This is a genomic window from Acinetobacter sp. LipI_23 (assembly GCF_058243045.1).
In genome coordinates, this window is record NZ_JBZAYJ010000001.1 from 1,148,821 (window position 1) to 1,174,023 (window position 25,203).

The 25,203-nt window shown below is 42.7% G+C and carries 19 protein-coding genes, 6 tRNA genes and 1 pseudogene; 13 read left to right on the forward strand and 13 right to left on the reverse strand.

Annotation, left to right across the window (positions count from 1 at the left end; translation table 11 throughout):
* Position 1: 1 nt before the first annotated feature.
* From yejB to AC4CVD_RS05655, 4 genes are all read left to right on the forward strand, one after another.
* Positions 2 to 1,063, forward strand: a complete 1,062-nt coding sequence (gene yejB, locus AC4CVD_RS05640; RefSeq protein ID WP_490752376.1) for a microcin C ABC transporter permease YejB — start codon at positions 2 to 4, stop codon at positions 1,061 to 1,063.
* A complete protein-coding gene (locus tag AC4CVD_RS05645) occupies positions 1,063 to 2,076 on the forward strand; it encodes an ABC transporter permease (RefSeq protein ID WP_490752377.1) in 1,014 nt (337 codons plus the stop codon). Before yejB ends, AC4CVD_RS05645 begins: the two co-directional genes overlap by 1 nt.
* Positions 2,051 to 3,640 (forward strand): ABC transporter ATP-binding protein, encoded by a 1,590-nt coding sequence (locus tag AC4CVD_RS05650; protein WP_490752379.1) that lies wholly within the window; start codon positions 2,051 to 2,053, stop codon positions 3,638 to 3,640. Before AC4CVD_RS05645 ends, AC4CVD_RS05650 begins: the two co-directional genes overlap by 26 nt.
* 118 nt (positions 3,641 to 3,758) lie before the next feature.
* Positions 3,759 to 5,003 (forward strand): NADH:flavin oxidoreductase/NADH oxidase family protein, encoded by a 1,245-nt coding sequence (locus AC4CVD_RS05655; RefSeq protein WP_490752381.1) that lies wholly within the window; start codon positions 3,759 to 3,761, stop codon positions 5,001 to 5,003.
* 8 nt (positions 5,004 to 5,011) lie between these two features.
* On the opposite strand, the gene AC4CVD_RS05660 is transcribed toward AC4CVD_RS05655, so the two are convergent.
* Positions 5,012 to 5,668, reverse strand: a complete 657-nt coding sequence (locus AC4CVD_RS05660) for a glutathione binding-like protein (protein ID WP_490752382.1) — start codon at positions 5,666 to 5,668, stop codon at positions 5,012 to 5,014.
* A gap of 62 nt (positions 5,669 to 5,730) precedes the next feature.
* Between AC4CVD_RS05660 and AC4CVD_RS05665 the strand changes: the two genes are divergently transcribed.
* The gene (locus AC4CVD_RS05665; RefSeq protein ID WP_490752384.1) at positions 5,731 to 6,339 is read left to right on the forward strand and encodes a YiiX family permuted papain-like enzyme; all 609 of its coding nucleotides are present in this window, start codon (positions 5,731 to 5,733) and stop codon (positions 6,337 to 6,339) included.
* Positions 6,340 to 6,416: 77 nt separating this feature from the next.
* On the opposite strand, the gene AC4CVD_RS05670 is transcribed toward AC4CVD_RS05665, so the two are convergent.
* From AC4CVD_RS05670 to pyrC, 11 genes and pseudogenes are all read right to left on the reverse strand, one after another.
* Positions 6,417 to 6,492: transfer RNA gene (locus AC4CVD_RS05670), tRNA-Glu, on the reverse strand.
* Positions 6,493 to 6,539: 47 nt separating this feature from the next.
* Positions 6,540 to 6,615 (reverse strand) — tRNA-Glu (locus tag AC4CVD_RS05675).
* A 24-nt stretch (positions 6,616 to 6,639) separates the two neighbouring features.
* Positions 6,640 to 6,715: transfer RNA gene (locus AC4CVD_RS05680), tRNA-Glu, on the reverse strand.
* Positions 6,716 to 6,847: 132 nt separating this feature from the next.
* Positions 6,848 to 7,752 (reverse strand): annotated as a pseudogene (locus AC4CVD_RS05685) (alpha/beta fold hydrolase).
* A gap of 79 nt (positions 7,753 to 7,831) precedes the next feature.
* Positions 7,832 to 9,244, reverse strand: coding sequence for an amino acid permease (locus AC4CVD_RS05690; RefSeq protein WP_058869294.1), 1,413 nt, complete (start codon positions 9,242 to 9,244; stop codon positions 7,832 to 7,834).
* 109 nt (positions 9,245 to 9,353) lie between these two features.
* Positions 9,354 to 9,429, reverse strand: a tRNA-Glu gene (locus tag AC4CVD_RS05695).
* 175 nt (positions 9,430 to 9,604) lie between these two features.
* The gene (locus AC4CVD_RS05700; RefSeq protein WP_490752386.1) at positions 9,605 to 11,035 is read right to left on the reverse strand and encodes an amino acid permease; all 1,431 of its coding nucleotides are present in this window, start codon (positions 11,033 to 11,035) and stop codon (positions 9,605 to 9,607) included.
* A gap of 125 nt (positions 11,036 to 11,160) precedes the next feature.
* Entirely contained in the window at positions 11,161 to 11,322 is a 162-nt protein-coding gene (locus tag AC4CVD_RS05705) for a hypothetical protein (RefSeq protein ID WP_171263853.1), read from the reverse strand.
* A gap of 125 nt (positions 11,323 to 11,447) precedes the next feature.
* A tRNA-Glu gene (locus tag AC4CVD_RS05710) sits at positions 11,448 to 11,523 on the reverse strand.
* A gap of 20 nt (positions 11,524 to 11,543) precedes the next feature.
* Positions 11,544 to 12,203: a ribonuclease T gene (rnt, locus tag AC4CVD_RS05715; protein WP_005399764.1), complete on the reverse strand. Its 660-nt coding sequence runs from the start codon at positions 12,201 to 12,203 to the stop codon at positions 11,544 to 11,546.
* The gene (gene pyrC / locus AC4CVD_RS05720) at positions 12,188 to 13,222 is read right to left on the reverse strand and encodes a dihydroorotase (protein WP_078388916.1); all 1,035 of its coding nucleotides are present in this window, start codon (positions 13,220 to 13,222) and stop codon (positions 12,188 to 12,190) included. Before pyrC ends, rnt begins: the two co-directional genes overlap by 16 nt.
* A 151-nt stretch (positions 13,223 to 13,373) precedes the next feature.
* Between pyrC and AC4CVD_RS05725 the strand changes: the two genes are divergently transcribed.
* The gene (locus tag AC4CVD_RS05725) at positions 13,374 to 14,636 is read left to right on the forward strand and encodes a GGDEF domain-containing protein (RefSeq protein WP_490752387.1); all 1,263 of its coding nucleotides are present in this window, start codon (positions 13,374 to 13,376) and stop codon (positions 14,634 to 14,636) included.
* A 55-nt stretch (positions 14,637 to 14,691) separates the two neighbouring features.
* On the opposite strand, the gene argG is transcribed toward AC4CVD_RS05725, so the two are convergent.
* Positions 14,692 to 16,035 (reverse strand): argininosuccinate synthase, encoded by a 1,344-nt coding sequence (gene argG / locus AC4CVD_RS05730; RefSeq protein ID WP_004694013.1) that lies wholly within the window; start codon positions 16,033 to 16,035, stop codon positions 14,692 to 14,694.
* A gap of 626 nt (positions 16,036 to 16,661) precedes the next feature.
* On the opposite strand from argG, the gene lldP reads away from it, so the two are divergent.
* From lldP to AC4CVD_RS05765, 7 genes are all read left to right on the forward strand, one after another.
* Entirely contained in the window at positions 16,662 to 18,329 is a 1,668-nt protein-coding gene (gene lldP, locus AC4CVD_RS05735) for an L-lactate permease (protein WP_171054209.1), read from the forward strand.
* A 32-nt stretch (positions 18,330 to 18,361) separates the two neighbouring features.
* Positions 18,362 to 19,105 (forward strand): transcriptional regulator LldR, encoded by a 744-nt coding sequence (gene lldR, locus AC4CVD_RS05740; RefSeq protein WP_078388886.1) that lies wholly within the window; start codon positions 18,362 to 18,364, stop codon positions 19,103 to 19,105.
* A gap of 2 nt (positions 19,106 to 19,107) precedes the next feature.
* On the forward strand, positions 19,108 to 20,262 hold the full coding sequence (gene lldD / locus AC4CVD_RS05745; protein WP_005399760.1) for an FMN-dependent L-lactate dehydrogenase LldD: 1,155 nt from the start codon (positions 19,108 to 19,110) through the stop codon (positions 20,260 to 20,262).
* 314 nt (positions 20,263 to 20,576) lie between these two features.
* Positions 20,577 to 22,274, forward strand: a complete 1,698-nt coding sequence (gene dld, locus AC4CVD_RS05750) for a D-lactate dehydrogenase (protein ID WP_114837000.1) — start codon at positions 20,577 to 20,579, stop codon at positions 22,272 to 22,274.
* 189 nt (positions 22,275 to 22,463) lie between these two features.
* Positions 22,464 to 24,500: an FAD-dependent oxidoreductase gene (locus AC4CVD_RS05755; RefSeq protein ID WP_279671060.1), complete on the forward strand. Its 2,037-nt coding sequence runs from the start codon at positions 22,464 to 22,466 to the stop codon at positions 24,498 to 24,500.
* An 87-nt stretch (positions 24,501 to 24,587) separates the two neighbouring features.
* Positions 24,588 to 24,678: transfer RNA gene (locus tag AC4CVD_RS05760), tRNA-Ser, on the forward strand.
* A gap of 128 nt (positions 24,679 to 24,806) precedes the next feature.
* Complete coding sequence (locus AC4CVD_RS05765) at positions 24,807 to 25,076, forward strand: hypothetical protein (protein ID WP_005399757.1); 270 nt, start codon at positions 24,807 to 24,809, stop codon at positions 25,074 to 25,076.
* The last annotated feature ends 127 nt before the right edge of the window (positions 25,077 to 25,203 follow it).

A 25,203-nucleotide genomic window follows, 5' to 3' on the forward strand; every position in this document is an offset into this window, starting at 1 on the left:
GATGCGTATGTATATATTCAAAAGGCTGTTGCTGATCGTTCCGACCTTATTTCTGATTTTGCTGATCAATTTTGCTGTGATTCAAATTGCACCCGGTGGGCCTGTTGAGCAAGCCATTCAACAAGCGGAAGCTATGCAAACTTTGGGTAATTTGGGCGGTGCAGGTGGAGGCTCAAATGTCTATCAAGGCGCGCAAGGACTCAGTGATGAAATGCTCGCAAAGATCAAAGCACATTATGGTTTTGATCAGCCCATGCATATACGTTTCTTTGAAATGGTGAAAAATTATGCGCAACTAGACTTCGGCACGAGCTTTTTTAAAGACCAACCTGTTACAGCACTGATTAAGGATAAATTACCTGTATCCTTGTCCTTAGGGCTGTGGAGTGCTTTACTGATTTATCTGATTTCCATTCCTTTGGGCATCAAAAAAGCCCGATTGCACGGCACGTTGTTTGATCAGTCGACCTCGCTACTGTTGGCAGTGGCCTATGCGGTTCCTGCGTTTATTTTTGCAATTCTCCTGATTGTCTTTTTTGCAGGCGGTTCTTATTTCCAATGGTTCCCTCTACAAGGTTTGGTCTCGGAAAATTTTGCGGACTTGTCGCTATGGGGCAAAATTAAAGATTATTTTTGGCATATGGCTTTACCGCTTTTGGCGATGGTGATTGGTGGCTTTGCCACAGTGACTTATCTCACCAAGTATTCGTTTATGGAAGAGCTAGGCAAGCCTTATGTGCTGACGGCACGTTCCAAAGGCCTGACTGAGTCTCAAGTGTTGTATGGTCATGTGTTTCGTAATGCAATATTGATTGTGGTAGCAGGCTTACCTGAAGCTTTAATCGCTTACTTCTTTGTGGGCAATTTATTTATTGAGATCATATTTAATCTGGATGGTTTAGGCCTATTGGGCTTTGAGGCGATTGTGCAACGAGACTATCCTGTGATTTTTGGCACATTGTTCATTTTTACTTTGTTGGGCTTGCTGCTGCGTCTGATTGGCGATGTGTTGTATCAGCTGATTGATCCGCGAATACATTTTGATTCGCAAGGGAGAGGCTGATGTCACCCATTTTACAGGCAGGTTTCAAACGATTTAAGCAAAATAAGCTCGGTCTTAGTTGTAGTATTTTATTTATCTGTGTTTTTGTACTGTCTTTAGCCTCAGAGCTAATCGCGAATGATAAACCACTATTGGTTAAGTATGATCAGACCTTATATTTCCCTGTATTGAAACACTATCCTGAAACGACTTTTGGCGGTGTTTTCGAAACTGAAACTGAATATAAAGATCCAGTGGTACAGCAGCTGATTCAAGCAAAAGGTTGGGTTGTTTGGCCGTTGATTCGATATTCATATCAAACCCCCAATGTAGATTTGACAGTCCCTGTACCGTCACCACCCACAATGCAAAATTGGCTCGGGACAGATGACCAAGGTCGTGATGTCTTGGCACGCGTGTTGTATGGTTTACGTGTCTCATTGCTGTTCGGTTTTATTTTGACTTTCAGTTCAGCTGTACTGGGCATAGTGATTGGAGCAATACAAGGTTATTACGGTGGTTGGATCGATTTAATCGGGCAGCGCATTTTAGAAGTGTGGGGCGGGTTACCCATGCTGTTCATGGTGATGATTTTAGTCAGTATGTTTAGCCCAAATATTTACTGGCTGTTTTTAATCATGCTGTTATTCAGTTGGACAATTTTAGTTCCACTGGTACGTGCTGAGTTTTTAAGGGCCCGTCAGCTAGACTATGTCCGTGCCGCGCGAAGTTTAGGTGTCACCAACCGAGCTATTATCTTTCGGCATATTTTACCCAATGCAATCAGCTCTAGCCTGTCACAACTGCCTTTTATTTTAACTGCCAATATTACAGCGCTAACAGCACTGGATTTCTTGGGTTATGGCTTACCGCCTGATGCGGCATCATTGGGTGAGCTTTTGTTACAAGGCAAGAATAATTTAAATGCACCATGGTTAGCTCTGTCTGGCTTTTTTAGCTTGGCTATTGTGCTTGCGTTGCTGATGTATATCGGGGAGGCTTTGCGCGATGCATTTGACCCTAGACGCCAATAGAACAGCTCCGATACTTGAAGTGAATGCCCTGAGCATTCACAGCTCAGAACGGGTATTAGTCGATCAGCTCAGTTTTGAACTGCGTGCTGGGCAGACTTTGGCGCTGGTTGGAGAGAGCGGTTCAGGAAAATCGGTCAGTGCTTTATCCTTGATGGGTTTGTTGCCGAAAGTTTTACAAGTGCAAGGCTCAGTACTGTTAGACGGAAAAAATCTCTTAAAGTTGAGCGATGCGCAACTTAGGTCGATTCGTGGGCAAAAAATCGCGATGGTTTTTCAAGAGCCAATGACCGCTTTAAATTCTTTGCATCGGGTGGAAAAGATCATTGCCGAGACTTTATGGTTACAGGGTTGGTCTAAAACACAAGCGCGGCAACGAGTAATTGCCTTGTTAGAAGATGTGGGTATTCCAAATCCTGAAAGTGTGTTGCAGCGTTTTCCTTATGAGCTGTCTGGCGGCCAACGCCAGCGGGTCATGATTGCCATGGCACTGGTGCAAGAGCCTGATATTTTGATTGCTGATGAGCCCACCACGGCACTAGATGTCATGCTGCAAGTTCAAATTTTAGACTTGCTGAAGTCTTTACAACAGCGCCATAACATGGCCATGATTTTGATTAGCCATGACCTCAACTTGGTGAAACACTATGCTGATGATGCCGTGGTCATCCATCAAGGTAAGGTCGTAGAGCAAGGGGCGGTTGCGCAGATTTTTGAGCAGTCGCAGTCTACTTATACTCAAAACTTACTCAATCATTCTTTTGGTCAAGCCATTAATGTACAAGATGCAGCACCTTTGCTCCGCTTAAAACAACTTGAGGTTAAATTTCCGATTAAAAAAGGCTGGTTTAATCGCACGACACAGTATCTTGCTGCGGTTGAAGCTTTGGACTTGAGCTTGGCTCAAGGGCATTCTTTGGGAGTGGTGGGGGAAAGTAGTGCAGGCAAAAGTTCTTTGGCACTGGCCGTAGCAAGGCTGATTGAAAGTCGAGGAAAGATCCAGTTTGGAGAACATGATTTAAACCAACTCTCGCAAAAGGCATTACGTCCGCTTCGCGGTGATTTTCAAATCGTGTTTCAAGACCCGTTCGCAAGTTTGAACCCACGCATGAGTGTTGAACAAATCATTGCAGAAGGTTTGGCTTTAAAGCCTTTGTCTTTGTTTGAGAGGACACAACATGTTGAGAATGTCTTAACTCAGGTGGAGTTGCCTGTCACATTTAAAAGCTATTATCCACATGAGCTATCCGGTGGACAGAGACAGCGTGTGGCTTTGGCACGAGCCTTGGTACTTCAACCTAAACTATTGATTTTAGATGAACCAACTTCGGCCTTAGACCGAAGTACGCAGCGTTCGATTGTGGCGTTATTACGCCGTCTACAACTCGAGCAGGGTCTGAGCTATTTGTTTATTAGTCATGACTTACAAGTGGTACGGGCACTCTGCCAACAAGTTTTGGTCTTACGACATGCCAAAGTGGTGGAGTTGCAAGCCACTGAACAACTTTTTGAACAACCGCAGTCTGACTATACGCGTCAATTGATTCAAGCCAGTCAGTATCAGTAAAATCATTTTCTAAATAAAAGATCAGAAATTTTGACAAAATGAATTGTCAAATTCTCTTGACTGTAGCCAAAAAATACATAGAGTAAAAACACTAAAAAATATTAAAGGATGAATTTTCATGAGCCAGCTTGCAAGCGCAATCGACATTGGGCAGGTCCATTTTAAAAATAAGATGATTAAAGGGGCAATGAGTGAAGCACTGGCCAATCATGCTGGCCAGCCGAATCATTTGCACTTAGGCTTGTATGAGGCTTGGGCAAAAGGAGGCCTAGGCTGTGCCATTACAGGTAATGTGATGGTGGACTTCCGAGCTAAAAATGAGCCAGGCGTGGTGGTGATTGAAACCGAGCGTGACTTAGAACCACTAAAACAATGGGCTGCGATTGGTAAAAAACATGGCATGGTGCAATTGGTACAGTTGTCACATCCGGGCCGTCAATGTCCTAAGGGTTTAAATAAGGAAACGGTTGCACCTTCAGCAGTACCGTTTAGCCCTGCTTTAGCAATGAGCTTTGGAACGCCACGAGCGCTCCTTGAAGATGAAATCCTTGATATTATCCAACGTTTTGCAACTTCAGCTGCCATTTGTGAGAAAGCGGGCTTTGAAGGCGTGCAATTACATGGTGCACATGGCTATCTCATCAGTCAGTTTTTATCGCCATTGACCAATAAACGCCAAGATCAATGGGGGGGCTCTTCTGAAAACCGTATGCGTTTTTTATTAGAAATTTATAAAGCAGTACGTGCAGTGACTTCAGAGCAGTTTATTATTTCGGTCAAACTCAACTCGGCAGATTTTCAGCGTGGTGGAATCTCGGAAGAAGATGTCATTGCGACATTTAAAGCTATTGATGCGGCTGGGATTGATTTGATTGAAATTTCAGGTGGTAGCTATGAAGCACCTGCCATGGCTGGGGTGAAGCAAGAAAAACGTAAAGCGTCGACCATTGCACGTGAGGCTTACTTCTTAGAATTTGCTGAAAAAATTCGTGAACAAGTCCAGTGTAAGTTGATGGTGACAGGCGGTTTTCGTACGGCTGCGGGTATGAATGCAGCCTTAGAAAGTGGCGCGTGTGACTTTATTGGGATGGCGCGTCCATTTGCGGTAGAACCTGACGTAACCAACCGCTTAATTGCAGGTCAAGATGTGCGTTATGCAGTCGATAAGATCAAAACAGGCATTTCAATGATCGATAAAATGGCGATTATGGAAGTGATCTGGTATGCCGCGCAATTTAAGGATATCGCAGAAGGTAAACAGCCGAATCCGAAGCTGTCACCTCTTAAAGTGTTTTTTAATTATTTAAAAGGCAATGTGAAAGCCGTGATTAAAGGGCAAGTCAACTCTAGAAAGTCAGCTTAAGCATAGCCTCACTGCGTGATAGACCAATAGTGTTCAAAATAGGAAGCAGACCATTGCCCATGTGCCATTGCAGCATTGAAGGCAGGTCTGCTTTGTATTTGGGTGAAATAGTGTTGAATGGCGTTATACTGAGCAAACTGCGGTGTGGCATAACTGGCTGCATAGAGTGGAAACCACATCAAGATATCGGCATAACTAAACACATCGCCTGCAAAGTATGAATGCGTGCTTAAGTGGGTATCAATTTTTTTAAGTTGTCGGTGTAGTTCAGGATTTAAATAAGCCTGATTGAACGCGCTTTGAAAAGCCAAACTCACAAAGCGCACAACCAAAGGTGTTTGTTGCTTAATGTGTTGGAAAACTTGTTTCAATGCCAAATTGGGCATGAGACTAGCATGGCTATAAAAACAGAAGTTCCAATACTGTGTATGGTCATGAGGAATAATCAACTTCTGGTGCAGTTGGCATAAATATTCTACGATTGCACTGCTTTCCGTCAGTCGTATCGTATGAGCATGATGTGGAATGTCGAGGGTCGGAAACTTGAGCTTCGTTTGTTTGGCTTGTGTTGCATCATATAGTTTGATTTCATAAGACAGCTCAAGTTCCTCAAGTAACCAAAGAATACGCTGTGAACGTGAGTTTTGAAGATGATGTAAGATCATAAATATTTTTAGTTTTAAGTGATTGATCTTATCTATAAAAAGAAGAATAAAGGAAATCTAGGATGAAAAATAGAAATGTTGTGATTTTAAGTGCTGTTTCACTGTTGGTAAGTCCTCAACTGCTATGGGCGAATATATCCTATCAAACAGGGGATATTATTTTTCACGTCTCGAAGTCTCAACAAAGTTTAGGGATACAAAAAGCGACCAAGTCTAGTTATAGCCATATGGGTTTAATTGTTCATAAAAATGGAAAAGTATGGGTTTTAGAGGCAGTTCAGCCTGTAAAATATACGGCACTTCAGCAGTGGATTGATCGCGGGGTTGAGCGGCATTATGTGGTGAAACGCTTTAAAGCGAATTTGACTGTTCAGCAAAAGCAGCAACTGATCAAAAACGCAGAACAATACTTAGGTCAGCCTTATGATCTTTATTTTGAGTGGGACAATCGTGCGCTATATTGCTCAGAAATAGTCTGGAAGGCCTATCATGATGCATTAGATATTGAGTTGGCTCCGTTATCCAAACTGAAGCAATTTGATTTAAGTTCGTCTGAAGTCAAGCAACTCATGCAACAGCGATATGGGCAAAACATTCCCTTGAAGGAAACTGTGATTGCACCACAGGCTATTTTTGCCTCGACCGCTTTAATTGAAGTTGATCGTAAATAGACCGGCAATAAAAAAGCCCAAGTCATAATGCTTGGGCTTTTTTATGAGATGACTTTAGAAAAAATCAATCTCAAATATGGCGTCCCTACGGGGATTCGAACCCCGGTTACCGCCGTGAAAGGGCGATGTCCTAGGCCTCTAGACGATAGGGACAGTACAGAAGTGATGTTTTAAAACCGATTACTTTTGATCTTAAGTAATGGCGTCCCTACGGGGATTCGAACCCCGGTTACCGCCGTGAAAGGGCGATGTCCTAGGCCTCTAGACGATAGGGACTTAATAAAACTTTACTTCTGAAATTGGCGTCCCTACGGGGATTCGAACCCCGGTTACCGCCGTGAAAGGGCGATGTCCTAGGCCTCTAGACGATAGGGACGTTTCAGAGGTGGGCGTATATTAGGGCGAAAATAGAGGGGTGTCAAACGCTTTTCTCTAAATAATTCCAGTTTTAAGTGTTGAGTGCGTAAATTTAAAACAATCTAGATAAAATGATTAAAAATCATATGATTTAAGCCGATTTTTTAAGCAAACTTAGCAAGTTGTTGATGAACTCGGGATGGTGTAAATAGCCTTCGATCAGATGAGGATGAGCAATATCAGTGGTGATTTTCTTGTTGATAATCGCGGGAGTAAAAGCAAACGGTTTTTGGTTCAGTGGAAAAGCACTTAGAAAATCAGCATCTGAATAAAAATTGATCCAATCGCCATATAAAGCAGCGGGCCGTTGAATGGGTTGCTGCAAATGACACTGAATAACGCGAAAGGCAAGTGGTGAACCGAGGGTAATCAGTGTTTGAATCTTAAGTTCAGGGTGTTGAATTAAATAATTATAGGCAATCACGCTGCCTAGAGAGTGGGCAATCACAATATTGGGTTTCGTACCGTATAAGTGCTCATGCAGACGCGTATGCACTGTGTGGATGAAGTGTGGATTGGATAAATATAGATACGCTTCCATCAAAAAACGATGAATAAAGCTGCTATGCAACTCCGGAAAGTGGTTGATTAAACTGGCTAAGTCACGTAAGGCCAGATCTTTGCCGAGGAGGCTGATGTATTTAATTTTATTATTGAATGAGAGTTCATCTGAAATGGTGAGCTGAGGGTTTTTAGAAATTTCAGCTTGATGTTCGATATTGGGTGCGGCGGTGTGCGTCAGGAATAGGATTACAAAAAGGAAAAAGGAGACCAATGCTGTGGCATGAGGGTGCTGGCGTTGAGGGTGTTTTCTAAATGCTGCCGTGTTAGAAGTTCTCCATAAAAGGCCAGCCGACTGTGCCGCTGAAGATAAGTTAGGTCATATGCGTAGCCAAGTTCGCTCAGTACCTGTTGTAAGATCACAAGCCAATGTTGAAGCAGGGTACGCGCAGTCTTATGCTGCTGATTCATCCCATGAATCCATACAATATTCATCGTGCATGCACCGATGATGTACTCGATAAAAACAGTATAAAAAAAGAGCGACCGAAGTCGCTCTTTTTAACAGTAAGGATTAAGATTTCTTGTGATAAAAGGTGTAATAACTAGCATAACATACGGCAATAAACAGTAAACAACCAAAGAAGCTAATACGCATACTTGGATCAAACACCATACTAACGCAGGTGATAAAGCAGAAGATAAAGCCAAGGATTGGCAAAATAGGAAACAGGGGTGCTGCAAAACCTAATTCTTCTTTTTTACGTCCTTGTTTATACCATTGGCGACGGAAGTTAAATTGGCTTAAGCAAATACTCATCCAAACTACGACCATGGTAAACGCTGCTATACCCAGTAAATTGGTAAAAATAGCTTCAGGTGCAAACTGTTCAGACAGTAAACCCGGCATACCCCCGATCATAGTCACGATGACTGCCACATAAGGGACACCACGTGCATTGATTTTTGAGAAGACTGCTGGCAACTGTTTTTGGTAAGACAACGACCACATCATACGCGAAGCGGCAAATAGTCCCGAGTTCGCAGCAGATAGCAACGCAGTGATAATCACAAAACGAATGATATCTTCAGCATAAGGAATGCCAATGTGTTGGAATACGGTTACAAATGGACTACTACTCACGCCTTCAGCCGCTAAACCTGCCTCTTGATGCGGAAGGAGTGAAGTCACGACCAAAATGGTACCCACAAAGAAAATCAATAAACGGAAAATCGCGGTATTGATGGCTTTGGGTACGTTCTTAGCAGGATCTTTGGTTTCACCCGCAGCAACACCAATAAGCTCTGTACCAGAAAATGCAAAGTTCACGATCAACATGGTGGTAAAGATAGGGAACAAGCCTTCTGGGAACCAACCCTGAGCCGTTAAGTTGCTAAATAAAGGCGCAGCTTCATAGCCTCTGTAGCCAATCACGCCAAAAATAGCGAGTAGACCCAATAAAATAAAAATAACAACGGTGATAACTTTGACTAAAGCCAACCAAAACTCAGATTCAGCGAACCATTTGGTCGAGATCATATTTAAACTAAATACAAAAGCACCAAAAATTAGAGTCCACATCCACATTGAACTATCTGGAAACCACTCCTGCATGAGAAGTGCAGCAGCTGTAAACTCGGTGCCTAGCGTGACGGACCACGTCAGCCAGTACAGCCATGTGATGGTATAACCTGTACCTGGTCCGATATAGCGTTTGGCATAGGCGCCAAATGAGCCAGACTCAGGCATATGAACAGCAAGTTCCCCTAAACACAGCATGACCATATATGCAATGATCCCGCCGAGGAAATAAGAAATAATGGCACCTACAGGCCCCGTTTGTGCAATGACTTCACCCGACCCTAAAAATAGGCCAGTCCCGATTGCGCCGCCAAGCGAAATCATAACCAGATGTCGAGTACTCATAGCGCGTTTTAAAGGCGCAGAATTGCCCTGATGCGAAGCATCATTCGGAGATGAGTGCATAAGCGTTAATAAGTTCAGGAATGAAGCGGGCTATTGTAGTGAAAAACTGCAAATCTGCAATGAAATAATAGTAATTATGAATAAGTGTTGATCGGATAAGATCAAGATATGGCGTCCCTACGGGGATTCGAACCCCGGTTACCGCCGTGAAAGGGCGATGTCCTAGGCCTCTAGACGATAGGGACGTTGCGAGGTGATGCGTATATTAAGGATTAAAGGCCTATTTGTCAAAAGGGTTTTTGCTCTGTGATGGTTGAAAGTTCAAACATTAGGCAAAACAAGTAATTAAATTGAATGAATTTTTTATTGTTGCAAAAGTAAGCTCAAAAAATAAGCTTGAGCTCACTTTGCTGAAGATGCTTAGTTTTTATTGTGATAGAGCCAATAGTAACTGGCATAGCAAGCGGCCATAAAGAGCAAGCAGCCAATAAAACCTGAAAGCATTTCAGGGTCTGCCGCCATACTTAAACCTGTCGCAGTACAGCAGATAAAACCTAAAATCGGAACCAACGGATACCACGGGGTACGGAATTTCAATTCCGATAAAGCATGACCTTGCTTTAACCATTGGCGACGGAAGTTAAACTGACTCCAGCAAATACTCATCCAGACAATCACCATAGTGAATGCTGCAACACCCATCAAGTTCTTAAAAATGACATCTGCACCAAACTGCTCAGAGAGCAAGCCTGGTAAGCCACCAATCATGGTGACCCAAATGGCAATATAAGGCACCCCAGATTTACTTACTTTGGCAAAAAGCTTGGGGAGTTGGTTTTGTGAGGACAGGGCCCACATCATACGAGATGCAGCATATAAGCCTGAGTTCGCGGTTGATAATAATGCCGTGATAATCACAAAACGGATAAAGTCTTCGGCATAGGGAATGCCCATTTGGGTGAATACAGTCACAAATGGACTGCTGCTTAAGCCGCCATGTCCACCTACTTGCAAACCTGTGTTGGTGTAGCTAAGTAGCGAACTGATGACAATGATGGTACCAACAAAGAAAATAATCAGGCGCCCAACCGCGGCATGAATGGCTTTGGGTACATTTTTTTCTGGGTTTTCAGTTTCACCTGCGGCAATACCAATCATTTCTGTGCCATTAAAAGCGAAATTCACAATTAATAAGGTGGTAAACAAAGGAATAAGACCATTCGGTAGCCAGCCTTGCTCAGTCAAGTTGTTAAATAAGGGTGCAGACTCATACCCCTGAAAAGGGATGATACCGAAGATACAGGCAAAGCCTAATAGAATGAAAATAAGTACAGTTGCGACTTTAATCATGGACAGCCAAAACTCAGACTCTGCAAAAGCTCGGGTTGAACTGAGGTTTGAAATCAGGACGCCACTGGCAAAGATCAGGGTCCATAACCAGATCGACGTTTGTGGGAACCATTCCTGTACCAAAATGGCTGCTGCGGTAAATTCGGTACCGAGTGTTGCCGACCAGCCGAGCCAATACATCCACGACACCATATAGCCTGTGCCAGGGCCAATATAACGTGTTGCAAAGGCTCCAAATGAACCAGAAACAGGTAAATGTACTGCAAGCTCTCCAAGGCAAAGCATGACCATATATGCGATCAACCCGCCAATAATATAAGCCAGCACAGCTCCCAGAGGGCCTGCTTGAGAGATCACTTCGCCTGAGCCCATGAACAGGCCTGTGCCAATGGCACCACCAAGCGATAACATGATCAGGTGGCGTGTGCTCATGGCACGTTTTAATGAGGTATTTTGCGATGAATCAGTTGAGGATTGCGAAGGCGGCGTTGCAGATTGCATAGAAAATCAAACAATGGGCTTAAAGTTATATTCTAGTTTTTAATAAGATGAAAAATCACGTGAATTGAAATTTTCTGATGAACTATCGGTATCAATTTAAAAAACAAATGCTTAAAGACTATTTTTTAGTGGTCGGGTGTTGGATAAGAAGAGCTGTTTTCAGCACTTGAGTGGATTTCTTGTGCAACAGGGTCTTGTTTGGTGTTATTGGTCCCTTGTTGGACAAACCATAGATAAAAAATAGAAGGCGATAGAATCAATAAAAAGATTAAAAATTTCTTAAGCATAGCAATCAACCTTGAAAAATACGAAGCATCGTATAGCGAGCGTATGGTTAAAATTGAAATGAAATATCGGTGGTCAATCAGAACCGATTAAATGAAAAGTGATGTGTTCTAGAAATAGAATAAGATGGCGTCCCTACGGGGATTCGAACCCCGGTTACCGCCGTGAAAGGGCGATGTCCTAGGCCTCTAGACGATAGGGACGTTGCGAGGATGGCGGTATCTTATTGATCCGCCACCAGAGTGTCAAGTAGGTGTGGCGCGAGTTTGTTCAAAATATAACAGAACAGTTCGGCGGTCTTTTGAGTGTCGTATAAAGCCGAGTGGGCCTCTCTACCATCGAACTCAATCCCTGCTTGAATACATGACTTCGCAAGAACGGTTTGGCCAAACATCACAGCACTTAAGGTGACGGTGTCAAATACAGAAAAACTGTGAAATGGGTTTTGATTTTTGGTTCCTGTACGTGCAATCGCTGCTTGTACAAAGCCTAAATCAAAGTGGGCGTTATGACCGACCAAGACTGCATGTGTACAGTTTTGTTGGCGACGAACTTCATTAACGGCTTTAAAAATACGTTTTAATGCTGTTTTTTCGTCTTCAGCCATGGCCATGCGCATGGGGTTAAAGGGATCAATACCAATAAAGTCCAATGAGCGACGGTCTAGATTTGCACCTTCAAAGGGGTTGATATGCGCGTGATGTGCAGGACCCGGTACAAATTGACCTTCTTCATTATAAATAATCGGAATTGCAGCAATTTCCAATAAGGCATCGGTCTGTGCATTAAAACCTGCTGTTTCGACATCGACAACAACAGGTAGAAAACCACGGAAACGCTGACCAATTATTGGCAATGTTTCATTTGTCACACTTTTCTCCATTGAATGGTTTTACCCGCATACAGCGGAATAATTTGTTCACCATCCAAATAGTCTAAACTCTCAGGGATGACTTGGTCTTCTTTTACGAGTGTAATTGTTGAAGTATTGCGCGGTAGACCGTAGAAGTCTGCACCAAAGTGGCTGGCAAAACCTTCAAGGCGTTCAAGTTTACCCACTTGATCGAATGCTTGAGCATAAAGTTCAATTGCCGTTGGTGCGCTGTAACAACCTGCACATCCACATGCATTTTCTTTGGTATTTTTAGAGTGTGGTGCACTGTCTGTGCCTAAGAAAAACTTAGGGTTGGCACTGGTCGCAACTTCGAGCAAAGTTTGCTGATGGGTTTGACGTTTTAAAATGGGTAAGCAATAGAAGTGCGGTTTAATGCCACCAACCAACATATCATTACGGTTAAACAGTAGATGCTGCGGAGTAATGGTTGCAGCCACATTGCGGTCTTGTTCTAAAACAAAGTTAGCTGCTTCACTGGTCGTAATGTGTTCTAAAACCAATTTCAGTTTTGGAAATTGCTTTAGCAACGGAGAAAGAACTTCGTCTAAGAAACGTTTTTCACGATCGAAAATATCGACATGATTATGTGTGACTTCACCATGCAACAGTAATGGAACCTGATGTTCTTCAAGTTGCTCAATAACGGCATAGACTTTACGAATGTCGCTTACACCATTATCTGAGTTAGTGGTCGCGCCAGCAGGGTAGAGTTTAATGGCATTTACAAACTCAGAGTTTTTAATTTTTTTGACTTCTTCAGGCGAAGTTGTGTCAGTAAAATACAACACCATACGTGGGTCGAAGGCATTGCCTTTTGGTACGTGCGCCATGATGCGTTCACGGTACGCATTCGCTTCCTCAACCGTTTTAACAGGAGGTACGGTATTTGGCATACAAATAGCGCGTGAAAACTGTTGGGCTAAATCGGGAACCGTACGTTGTAATGCAAGACCATCACGAAGGTGAGCGTGCCAGTCATCTGGCTGGAGAATCGTAATCGTATTCAAGGCGATTTCTGTCAAAGAAATAAAACAGATGATAATGCATATGCGCCAAAAATGGTAATGACAAATAAAGGCATCTTGTCTGATTATTATGATTTATCTTTGTAATTTTGTGTTATTTTTAGGCAACTACAAGAATTAAATCTGGTCTGGTATGGAATATAAATACAACCTCGCCAAACTTCAGTACGATAAAGAAAAAATGGAAGAGCTGATTACACGACACAACCGTCGTATTGGTCAGGTTTTTCCTCAGAAATTAGAACAAGAGTTTTGGCGATTAAACTTAGAGCGCGCGCGTCGCAATATTAATGACTTTCTTTGGTCTGGTGTTTTGGCTTATTTTATTTTTGCCATTTTAACGATTCCAGGGGATTACTGGATTATTGAACAGTCTCATTTTAAACAAGATTTTATTCATTGCTTACTTGGGTTGCTGAATGGTGCTGTCTGTCTTTTGTTCCTTTATATTTTTTCACATTTTACCAAGCTGAAGGCTTTTTTTGCCTATGCTGCCATGTTTGCTGTGTTTTGGGCTGTGGTCTCGACGACTTGGTTGACCATGTCGGTGCATACCGAAGCTTTGCGTCATCAAGCGATGATGATCATTTGCATGATTTATGTCTTGGGGTATTTGCTGACTGGGGTAAAGCCGGGATATGTTTTTATGACTGGTATAGCAGCCGCTGGGGTTTCATTTTTAGTCCTGATTTCGACTTTGGTCAAGTTTGATGCGATCGTGATGGGGCGTGTGATGTTTGGTAGTTGTTTACTGGGGTTTATCATCAGTCGTATGATTTACGCCCGTGAGCGTATCATTTTTTTAAATATTCGCCGTGCTAAAATCAGTGAAAAAATACATCGAATACATACCTCAGAACTGCTGCATTTGAGTCAGAATGATGAGCTGACGAAGATATCAAATCGGCGTAATTTTGATGAAATGATGGATACCTATTATGAGCAATCACGTCAGGATGAAACACCCTTATCGATTTTGTTTATCGATGTTGATTTTTTCAAAAAATATAACGACTGTTATGGTCACCAAAAGGGCGATGATGTGATTTCATCGATTGCAAAATCTATTAAAAATGCGATTCGACATATGGATTTTGTGGCGCGTTATGGCGGCGAAGAGTTTGTGGTGTTATTACCTGAAACTGATGCACATGGCGCTTATGCGGTGGCTTCAAATATTTACCGAGCGATTGAGCGTTTGGGAATTCCGCATGAAATGTCTGAAGTGTCTCCATTTGTCACCATTAGTTTAGGGATTACAGTCTTTAAAGGCGAGGTCGATTTGAGCAAAGTCGAGTTACTGGGGATCGCAGATCAGGCTTTATACCGTGCCAAGCAATTGGGGCGTAATCAGATTTATTATCAGCCTTTAACCACATCGACTTGTACGGAATAAATCACTGAAATAAAAAAACCGCTCTTATGAGCGGTTTTTTTGACATTCAACAAACTTATTTGTTTTTGTCTTTTAACTGTGGAACAGCAGAACCCGTACCGACTGCAAGCAAACCAGTATTGGTATAAATACCAAGTTTCGCACGAGTATCGGTAATGTCCAAGTTACGCATAGTTAACTGACCAATACGGTCCATTGGCGTAAACATTGAATCACCTTTCTCCATCGTCAAGCGCTCAGCTTCATAAGTGAGGTTTTCAGACTCTGTGTTCATGATGGTGTAGTCATTACCACGACGAAGCTCTAAAGTCACAGTACCAGTGATGGCTTTCGCAACCCAACGCTGTGCGGTTTCACGTAGCATTAATGCTTGAGAGTCGAACCAACGACCTTGGTAAAGTAAACGACCTAAACGTAGACCGTTGATACGGTACTGTTCGATCGTGTCTTCGTTATGAATACCTGTAACCAAGCGCTCATAAGCAATATGTAGAAGTGCCATACCCGGTGCTTCATAAATACCGCGAGATTTTGCTTCAATAATACGGTTTTCGATTTGGTCAGACATACCTAGACCATGACGACCACCAATACGGTTGGCTTCAAGAATGAACTCAACAGGGTCTTCGATACGTTGACCATTGATTGCAACAGGGAAGCCTTCTTCAAAAGTAATCGATACTTCTTCAGCTTTAACTTCTACGTCGTCTTTCCAGAATGCAACGCCCATGATTGGGTCAACAATTTTGATCCCTGCATTGAGGTATTCAAGATCTTTTGCTTCGTGGGTCGCACCCAACATGTTTGAGTCAGTTGAATACGCTTTTTCTTTTGACATTTTGTAGTCAAAGCCGTTGTCGATCAAGAATTGCGACATTTCAGCACGGCCACCTAATTCATCAATAAACGTTTGGTCTAACCAAGGCTTATAGATTTTAAGTGCAGGGTTGGTCAATAAACCATAACGGTAGAAACGTTCAATATCGTTTCCTTTATATGTTGAACCATCACCCCAGATGTTGACATCATCTTCTTTCATTGCGGTAACAAGCATAGTCCCTGTTACTGCACGACCCAACGGCGTCGTGTTGAAATACGGTACACCGCCAGTTGAAATGTGGAATGCACCACATTGAATTGCAGCAATACCTTCAAGTGCAAGCTGTAAACGGCAGTCAACTAAGCGAGCTTTTACTGCGCCATACGCTTCCGCTTTTTTTGGAATCGCATCGTAGTCGTCTTCATCAGGCTGACCTAAGTTTGCTGTATAAGCATAAGGTTCTGCGCCTTTTTGTTTCATCCACAAAAGTGCAGCTGAAGTATCTAGACCACCAGAGAAGGCAATACCAACTTTTTTGCCAACTGGGACATTCTGCAAGATAGTTGCATTATCAGTCATTGTTAATCCTAACGATATAAATATAGGCACCGAGAATGGGTGGCCTGAAAGAATACATATGTCCGCGATTGTAGCACTTTTCCAAATGGTTTTTCTAAAAAATCATAATGCTTTAAAAATATTAAAGCTCATGTACATATTGATACTGCTGAAAAAATTCTGGATAAAATCGGTTTCTATATTGTGTGCTTAATTTTTGTCTTTCTAGAAAGTGTTTGGGCTATAAATTAATCAATAACGGGGTTTGGTTAGTTTGATTTTAAATTGGTATTACCAATATTGTGTGATTTTTCCAATTTTTGTGCATTAAGCTAGGTTTTAGTGGGGTGATTATTTTTTATATTATTAGACTAAAGTCTATAATTGGCTATATTTTCATAAAAAAATAAGTAAAAACAATAATATGGATTTGATTGAAATATGATCGTGTTTGTAAAAGTTGAAAATATTGGTCATACCAAAATCAACTTTTAATTGAAGTTTTACTTCGTTTTAAATCAAAATAAGCCAAGTATAAGTCATTATTGGTTTGTTTCTCTTTACAGTTGCTTATATTGGTCTGTCCAATATGAGTAAAAGTACCAATAATATGCTCAAAATTAAATCTTAGTAAGCATTTCAAGGAGATGACAATGCTTCAATGGCAGCAAATGTATGACCCTATGGGGAATATTTGGATTTCAAGTCTAATTGCACTGATTCCGATTATCTTTTTCTTTTTGGCGCTCGCGGTATTTCGTTTAAAAGGCAGTGTGGCAGGTACGATCACTGTTGTACTTGCACTTCTTGTCTCTTTATTTGCCTATAAGATGCCGGTGCTGATGGCATTCGCATCGATGGCTTATGGTTTCCTCTACGGTTTATGGCCGATTGCATGGATCATTATTGGTGCGGTATTCCTGTATAAAATTTCAGTGAAGACAGGCCAGTTTGACATCATTCGTTCTTCTATTCTCTCAATTACTGAAGATCAGCGCTTACAAATGCTGTTGGTGGGTTTTGCTTTCGGTACTTTCTTAGAGGGTGCTGCAGGCTTTGGTGCTCCTGTGGCGATTACCGCAGCATTATTAGTCGGTTTAGGCTTTAAACCGTTATATGCAGCAGGTCTCTGTCTAATCGTAAACACAGCACCTGTGGCTTTTGGTGCGATGGGTATTCCAATTATCGTTGCTGGACAAGTCTCTGGTGTCGATACGATGGAAATCAGCCAAATGGTGGGCCGTCAGTTACCATTTATGGTGCCAATCGTGTTGTTCTGGATTATGGCAATCATGGACGGCTGGCGCGGTGTTAAAGAAACATGGCCAGCAGTTGTGGTAGGTGCAAGTAGCTTTGCAATTGCACAATACTTAACTTCTAACTTTGTTGGTCCAGAATTACCCGATATTACGGCTGCAATTGCATCCTTGGTTTCTTTAACAATTTTGTTTAAATACTGGCAGCCGAAGCACATTTTCCGTTTTGCAGATCAAGACGCAACGATGAGTGAAGATGTGGCTGCACAAAAACAGCAAAAATACACTGTAGGACAAATTGCAAAAGCATGGTCTCCTTTCGCGATTTTAACTGTGATGGTGACGATCTGGAGTGTGAAACCGTTTAAGGACTTATTTGCCAAAGACGGTGCATTGCATGATTTAGTGATTTCAATCAAAGTGCCATTTTTGCATCAAATGATTCAAAAAATGCCACCAGTGGTTGCTGAAATTAAAGATTATGACGCGATTTACAAGTTTGATTGGATCTCGGCAACAGGAACTGCGATCTTTATTGCAGCATTGATCACCATTGCCTATTTGAAGATGAAACCGAAAGATGCTGTGGTAACTTTTGGTGAAACTCTGAATGAGTTGAAAGTTCCCATTTATTCAATTGGTATGGTGTTGTCTTTTGCTTTTATCGCAAACTATTCGGGTATGTCTTCGACCTTGGCTTTGGCCCTTGCACATACAGGTTCAGCATTTACGTTCTTCTCGCCTTTCTTGGGTTGGTTGGGTGTATTCCTCACGGGTTCAGATACTTCTGCCAATGCACTGTTTTCAGCACTTCAAGCCACTACGGCTCAGCAAATTGGTGTGCCAGAAGTTTTACTGGTGGCAGCAAATACCAGTGGTGGTGTGACCGGTAAGATGATTTCACCTCAATCGATTGCGATTGCGTGTGCGGCGGTAGGACTGGTTGGTAAAGAGTCTGATTTATTCCGTTTTACCTTAAAACACAGTATAACGTTCACAATTATGATGGGTATTATGATTACTCTACAAGCCTATGTGTTCCCATGGATGATTCCATAACACAAATTGTGTATCAACGTTAAGGAAAGCAGATGAAAGTCTCCGATAAAGCTGTACAAAGCCTGCGTGTATTGATTGAACAAAGCAATATGCAAGTTGGAGACCGTCTGCCTGCTGAAAGAAAACTGTGTGAACAGCTTCAAGTCTCTCGCTCTTCTTTAAGAGAGGCCATTTCGCAGTTGACCAGCATGGGTATGTTGGTCAGCAAAGTGGGGGCGGGGACTTTTTTAAAACAATTACCAGCAACTTGGTCCAGTTATCAAATCGTACAACCGATTAGTAATTTGATGAGTGAGGATCCTGCCTACCGATTTGATGTGCAAGAGGCGCGCATTATTTTAGAAGGTGGAACAACTTGGTATGCAGCACAACGCGCAACCCAAGAAGATCTGGTGAACATCCGAAATCATTATGATCAGATTAACCATTTTCAGGCTTTGGGAAATGATGATGAGGCGGCTCGTGCAGATGCTAAATTTCATTTGGCGATTGCTGAAGCATCTCATAATTTGGTCTTGATTCAGATGATGCGTGGTTTGTTTGATTTGTTGCAGTTCAACGTCGCTTTGGGACGTCGAAAAGTCTATAGCGAAGCACACCGTTTTGATCAATTGCATGATCAGCACTTTCAAGTCATGAATGCAATTGAACGTCGTGATCCAGAAGCTGCACGTAAAGCAGTCTGTGGACACATTGAGTTTGTAGTACAACAGGTGCGAATGATTGATGAAGAAGAAGCTCGTCGTCAGCGCGCCAGTCGATTAAACAGGATATAAGCATGATTATTTCTTCTGCCAATGACTACCGTGAAGCGGCACGACGTCGTTTACCGCCATTTTTATTCCATTACATCGATGGTGGTGCGTATGCAGAATATACCCTGAAGCGTAATGTAGAAGATTTATCAAAAATTGCTTTGCGCCAGCGTGTACTGAACGACATGTCACAGTTAAGTTTAGAGACCAAACTGTTTGATGAAACTTTGTCGATGCCTGTTGCATTATCTCCTGTAGGTTTAACAGGCATGTATGCACGCCGCGGCGAAGTTCAAGCTGCGGTCGCTGCAGATAAAAAGGGTATTCCATTTACACTGTCTACCGTTTCAGTATGTCCAATTGAGGAAGTGGCACCTGCGATTCAGCGTCCAATGTGGTTCCAGCTCTATGTACTACGTGACCGTGGTTTTATGAAAAATGCCTTGGAACGTGCTAAAGCAGCAGGATGTTCAACGTTGGTGTTTACCGTGGATATGCCTGTTCCGGGCGCGCGTTACCGTGATGCCCACTCGGGTATGAGTGGCCCAAATGCAGCAATGCGCCGTTATATGCAGTCGTGTTTCCACCCACACTGGGCGTGGAATGTCGGCATGATGGGACGTCCGCATGACTTGGGCAATATTTCCAAATACTTAGGTAAGCCTACAGGTCTAGAAGATTATATTGGTTGGTTAGGTTCTAACTTCGATCCGTCTATTTCGTGGAAAGACCTTGAGTGGATTCGTGAGTTTTGGGATGGGCCAATGGTCATTAAAGGAATTTTGGATCCTGAAGATGCCAAAGATGCAGTGCGTTTTGGTGCAGATGGGATTGTGGTTTCAAACCATGGTGGTCGTCAGCTCGATGGTGTTTTATCTTCTGCACGTGCCTTGCCGCCGATTGCCGATGCAGTGAAGGGTGATATTAAAATCCTCGCGGATTCGGGTATTCGTAATGGTTTAGACGTGGTACGTATGCTGGCGTTGGGTGCTGACACGTGTATGCTCGGTCGTGCCTTTGTTTATGCTTTAGGTGCGGCAGGCGGTGAGGGTGTTTCAAATCTGCTTGATTTAATTGATAAAGAAATGCGTGTGGCAATGACTTTAACAGGTGCAAAAACCATTGCTGATATTACGTCTGACTGTTTAGTGAAGTTAGAACGAGAGTTGGCTGAGTAAAACTCTCTAATAAAAGCGAATGAATATAAAGAAGCGTCCTTTGCCTCATTTTGAATTAAAAAATTTAAGTTCAATTGTGTAGGCGATACCTTGCTTTTCAAAGATGAAAAGTAACAAAAATCTTTTGTTGGGTGTGAGAAGCGAAGCTTCGCAAGACGTCCTCTTGCGGAGTTGTACTCCTCACCGACCCAACGCCGGTATCCATGCCGCCACACGACATCGAATACCGTGATTAATACGCTTAAAAAATGAATGTGTTATTTCATAATCTAGCTTTATTGAAAAGCTCAAAAAACTAATGGGCAGGATATAAAATGCAATCCAATTTAGACGCACCGCAAACTATTCAAAAACTCATCACCATTGTTGGTAAACAACACGTTTTAACTGACGATAAAGACACACGTTTATACCGCCAAGGTCGTCGTTACGGTGCAGGGAAAGTACTGGCTGTTGTTGCACCAGGGTCATTACTGGAACAGTGGCAAGTACTACAAGCGGCTGTTGATGCAGATTGTATTGTGATTATGCAAGCAGCTAATACAGGTTTGACCGGTGGTTCAACGCCTTTTGGCGATGACTATGACCGTCCTGTGGTTCTGATCAGCACGCGTCGTTTGGTTGGTATTCAGGTTATTAATGACGGTCAGCAAGTGATTTGTCTACCTGGTGCAACACTAGATCGACTTGAAAAAGAATTGGTGCCCTTTAATCGAGAGCCACACTCGGTGATTGGTTCATCGTGTATTGGAGCTTCAGTTTTAGGTGGCGTCTGTAATAACTCAGGCGGTGCTTTGGTGCGCCGTGGTCCTGCTTATACTGAGCTGGCATTGTATGCTCGTGTCAATGATGATGGTCAGTTAGAGTTGGTGAATCATCTAGGGGTAAATCTCGGAGAAACACCTGAAGAAATTCTAAGCAAGCTTGAAACGAAAAATTATCAAATCGGCGATATTATCAATAACTCAGGCTGCTGCGCATCGGACCATCGTTATGGACATGATGTTAAACAAGTTGATGAAAATACACCTGCACGTTTTAATGCCGATCCGTCTCGTTTATATGAAGCATCGGGTTCGGCAGGTAAAGTGTGTGTTTTTGCAGTACGTTTGGATACCTTTGAAAAAATTCCAAGTCAAGTATTCTATGTCGGTACAAACTCACATGATGATTTGACTGAAATCCGCCGTTTTTTACTAAAAGATTTGCCGCGATTGCCGATTGCAGGGGAATACATCCACCGTGTGGCTTATGATATTGGGGCAGAGTACGGTAAAGACACCTTCATGTTCATTGAAAAACTCGGCACAGCCAAAGTACCTGCTGCATTTGCAATGAAAGATAAGGTCGATGCGTACTTAGAAAAATTTGGTATGAAAGGACTGTCAGATAAAGTTTTGCAGCTGGTGACCAAATTTCTGCCCAATCATTTACCGAAACGGATGAATGCCTTCCGTGATTTGTATGAACATCATTTGGTTATCCGAATTGAAAATCAAGATGTCGAGCAAGTTGAAAGCTTTTTAAAACGTTATTTCCAAGACAAAACCTCAGGTGATTTTTTCCACTGTAGCGAGGAAGAAGGACGTAAAGCATTTTTACATCGCTTTGCTGTTGCTGGTGCAGCGATTCGCTATCGGGATACGCACCGTTCAGAAGTTGAAGATATTGTGGCTCTGGATATTGCATTACGTCGTAATGATCGCGAGTGGGTGGAAACCTTGCCCAAAGAGATGGATGATCTGATTGTTCATAAACTCTATTATGGTCACTTTTTATGTCATGTGTTTCATCAGGACTATATTGTGAAAAAAGGCGTAGATCCTTTGGCGATGGAACACCAAATGTGGCATTTACTGGATGCTCGTGGGGCAGAATACCCAGCCGAACATAATGTCGGACATTTATATGTAGCAAAACCTGCACTACGAACGCATTATGAAAAGCTTGATCCTACCAATAGTTTTAATGTGGGCATTGGTCAAACCAGTAAGCTGAAGCATTGGCAGTAAAGGGCTTTGGTCTAAAAAAATAAACCAGTGAGGGCAACGTCACTGGTTTTTTTATTGTCGTATGTTTTTGAGAGTTCAGTCGGATTGACCGTAGATGCCAAGAATTTTTTATAAATTGTCATCCCAATAATTTAAAAAACAGCTAAAGTAGTATGCAACAAGTTGCAAAGCCAAAGATAAGGATTCATGATGACAACCAATAGCTATGCACATATTTTAAAACCCTTACATTTGGGTTTTACCACCATTAAAAACCGTGTGGTGATGGGCTCCATGCATACGGGCTTGGAAGATCGTTTTTATAATTATCCAAAATTGGCAGCATACTTCGGTGAGCGTGCTAAAGGCGGTGTTGGCCTGATCATTACAGGTGGGATTTCTCCAAACCGTCAAGGTTGGCTCCTTCCTGCGGGTGGAACGATGAATACGCTGGGGGATATTGCTCCGCATCGTTTAGTGACCCATGCCGTACATAAGCATGGTGCAAAAATTCTCATGCAAATTTTGCATGCTGGACGTTATGGCTACCAACCCTTTGTGGTTTCTGCCAGCCCAATTAAATCGCCAATTTCGCCTTTTAAACCGCGTCAAATGTCTGAAAAACAAATTTTGAATACCATTGATGACTATGTTAACTGTGCCAGTCTTGCCAAAAAGGCGGGCTATGACGGTGTGGAAATTATGGGTTCAGAAGGTTATTTACTGAATCAATTCTTAAGCCGTCATGTGAACCAACGTGAAGACCGTTGGGGTGGGCCGATTGAAAACCGTATGCGTTTTGCGGTCGAAATCGTCAAAGGGATACGTGCACAAGTTGGTGAGAAATTTATTATTTGCTTCCGTTTGTCATTGCTGGATTTGGTGCATGACGGTAACACTATGCAGGAAGTAATTACTATTGCGCAAGCACTAGAAAAAGCAGGCATTACCTTGTTGAATACAGGGATTGGCTGGCATGAAGCACGTATTCCAACCATTGTGACTTCGGTGCCGCGTGCTGCTTTTGTTGACTATACTGCGGAAGTGAAAAAGCACGTGGCTGTGCCAGTGATTGCTTCAAACCGTATCAATATGCCAGACACGGCAGAAGAGATTTTGGCATCTGGCAAAGCTGATATGGTGCAAATGGCGCGTCCCTTATTGGCCGATGCTTTTTGGGTGAATAAAACAGCAACCAATCGTGTAGACGAGATCAATACGTGTATCGCTTGTAACCAAGCATGCTTAGATCATACTTTTAAAAATCAGCGTGCAACCTGTTTAGTTAACCCACGTGCAGCGTTTGAAACAGAGTTGGTTTATTTGAAAGCGAAACAACCGAAACGAGTTGCAGTTGTTGGTGGTGGTGTCGCAGGTATGTCTGCAGCGACGGTTGCAGCCAGTCGTGGACACCAAGTGACTCTGTTTGAAGCAAGTCATGAGGTGGGTGGGCAGTTCAACTTGGCAAAAGTTGTACCCGGTAAAGAAGAGTTTCATGAGACTATTCGTTATTTCAAAGTACAGATTGAAAAAACTGGCGTCGACTTACGTTTAAACACCAAGGTGAATCGTGAGCAGCTTGAGCGTGAAGGCTTTGAAGAAATTATCATTGCCACAGGCGTTGTGCCACGTGCATTACGTATCGAAGGGAGTGATTCACCGCAAGTCTTGTCTTATGCAGAAGTGTTACGCGGCGCACCTGTCGGTCGAAAAGTTGCGGTGATTGGTGCTGGAGGGATTGGTTTTGATGTGTCTGAGTATTTATTGAAACCAGAGCATCAACCTCAGCCACAACCGCTTGCAGATTGGCAACGTGAATGGGGTGTAGATCCAAACCCGAATTATGTTTCTGAAGGAGGCACGCAAGCCGCAGAAGTTCATCCGCCTGTTCGTGAGATTTATTTATTACAACGTAAAACCTCTGCACTTGGAGCAGGTTTGGGTAAAACCTCGGGTTGGGTACACCGCGCACAGTTGAAAAAGCATGCAGTACGTATGTTGCGTGGGGTTCAGTACAAAGCTGTGACTAATGAAGGGCTTTGGGTCGATATGGCAGGACAAGATCAATTGCTCCGTGTCGATACTATCGTCGTGTGTGCTGGGCAGGAGTCAGTGAAAGACTTAATGCCAAGCGCTGAGCAAAATACACTCGCGAATTATCACATTATTGGTGGTGCTAAACTGGCGGCTGAGTTAGATGCGAAGCGTGCGATTCGCGAAGGTGCAGAAATCGCTTCGAAATTATAAGTTTTTGATGAAACAATATGCAGTTGGTTGCTTTGACAGTAAGTTTTACTTGTCATCAAAACAAAAGCTCCGTATGATGGCGCACATGGAAGCGTGGCAGAGCGGTTTAATGCACCGGTCTTGAAAACCGACGAGGGCTTATACCCCTCCGTGAGTTCGAATCTCACCGCTTCCGCCAAATTTTAAAAGCCCTCTGTAGTTACAGGGGGCTTTTTTTTCATATTTTTCTCACAAATTAATCCATATTACTGATAAAAAAATAGCCGTGTGATTGAAAGTCTCAACTTTTAGGAGTTAGGCAGACAATTGTCGCCAAATTTAGCAATTGCAGTCTCTGGTTTATGGGACTCAGGTGCAGGTGACCCCGCACCAACTTTAGGTCCTGTGAAGGGTTATTGGGGTGCGGGTTTGGCTGCTAAATACAATATTAGTCAAAAAATGGCTTTCAGCGTAGGTGGTCGCTATATGTGGTTTGGTGATGCGGAAGGTGAAACTTCGGATCGTCGTATTGTTGGCGAGTTTGAGGACAATACAGGCTATATCGTGGGGATGAAACTCTCTTATAAATCTAAATAATTATCTCGCTTATTACTTGCTTGAGGTTTTGCCTTCTCTCTGAAATGTTGGGAGAAGGTTTTTTTATAACAGTATTAAATTATTTGTCTAGTTGTTTGTACTATCATAGCGTTTACGGAGTTGACTT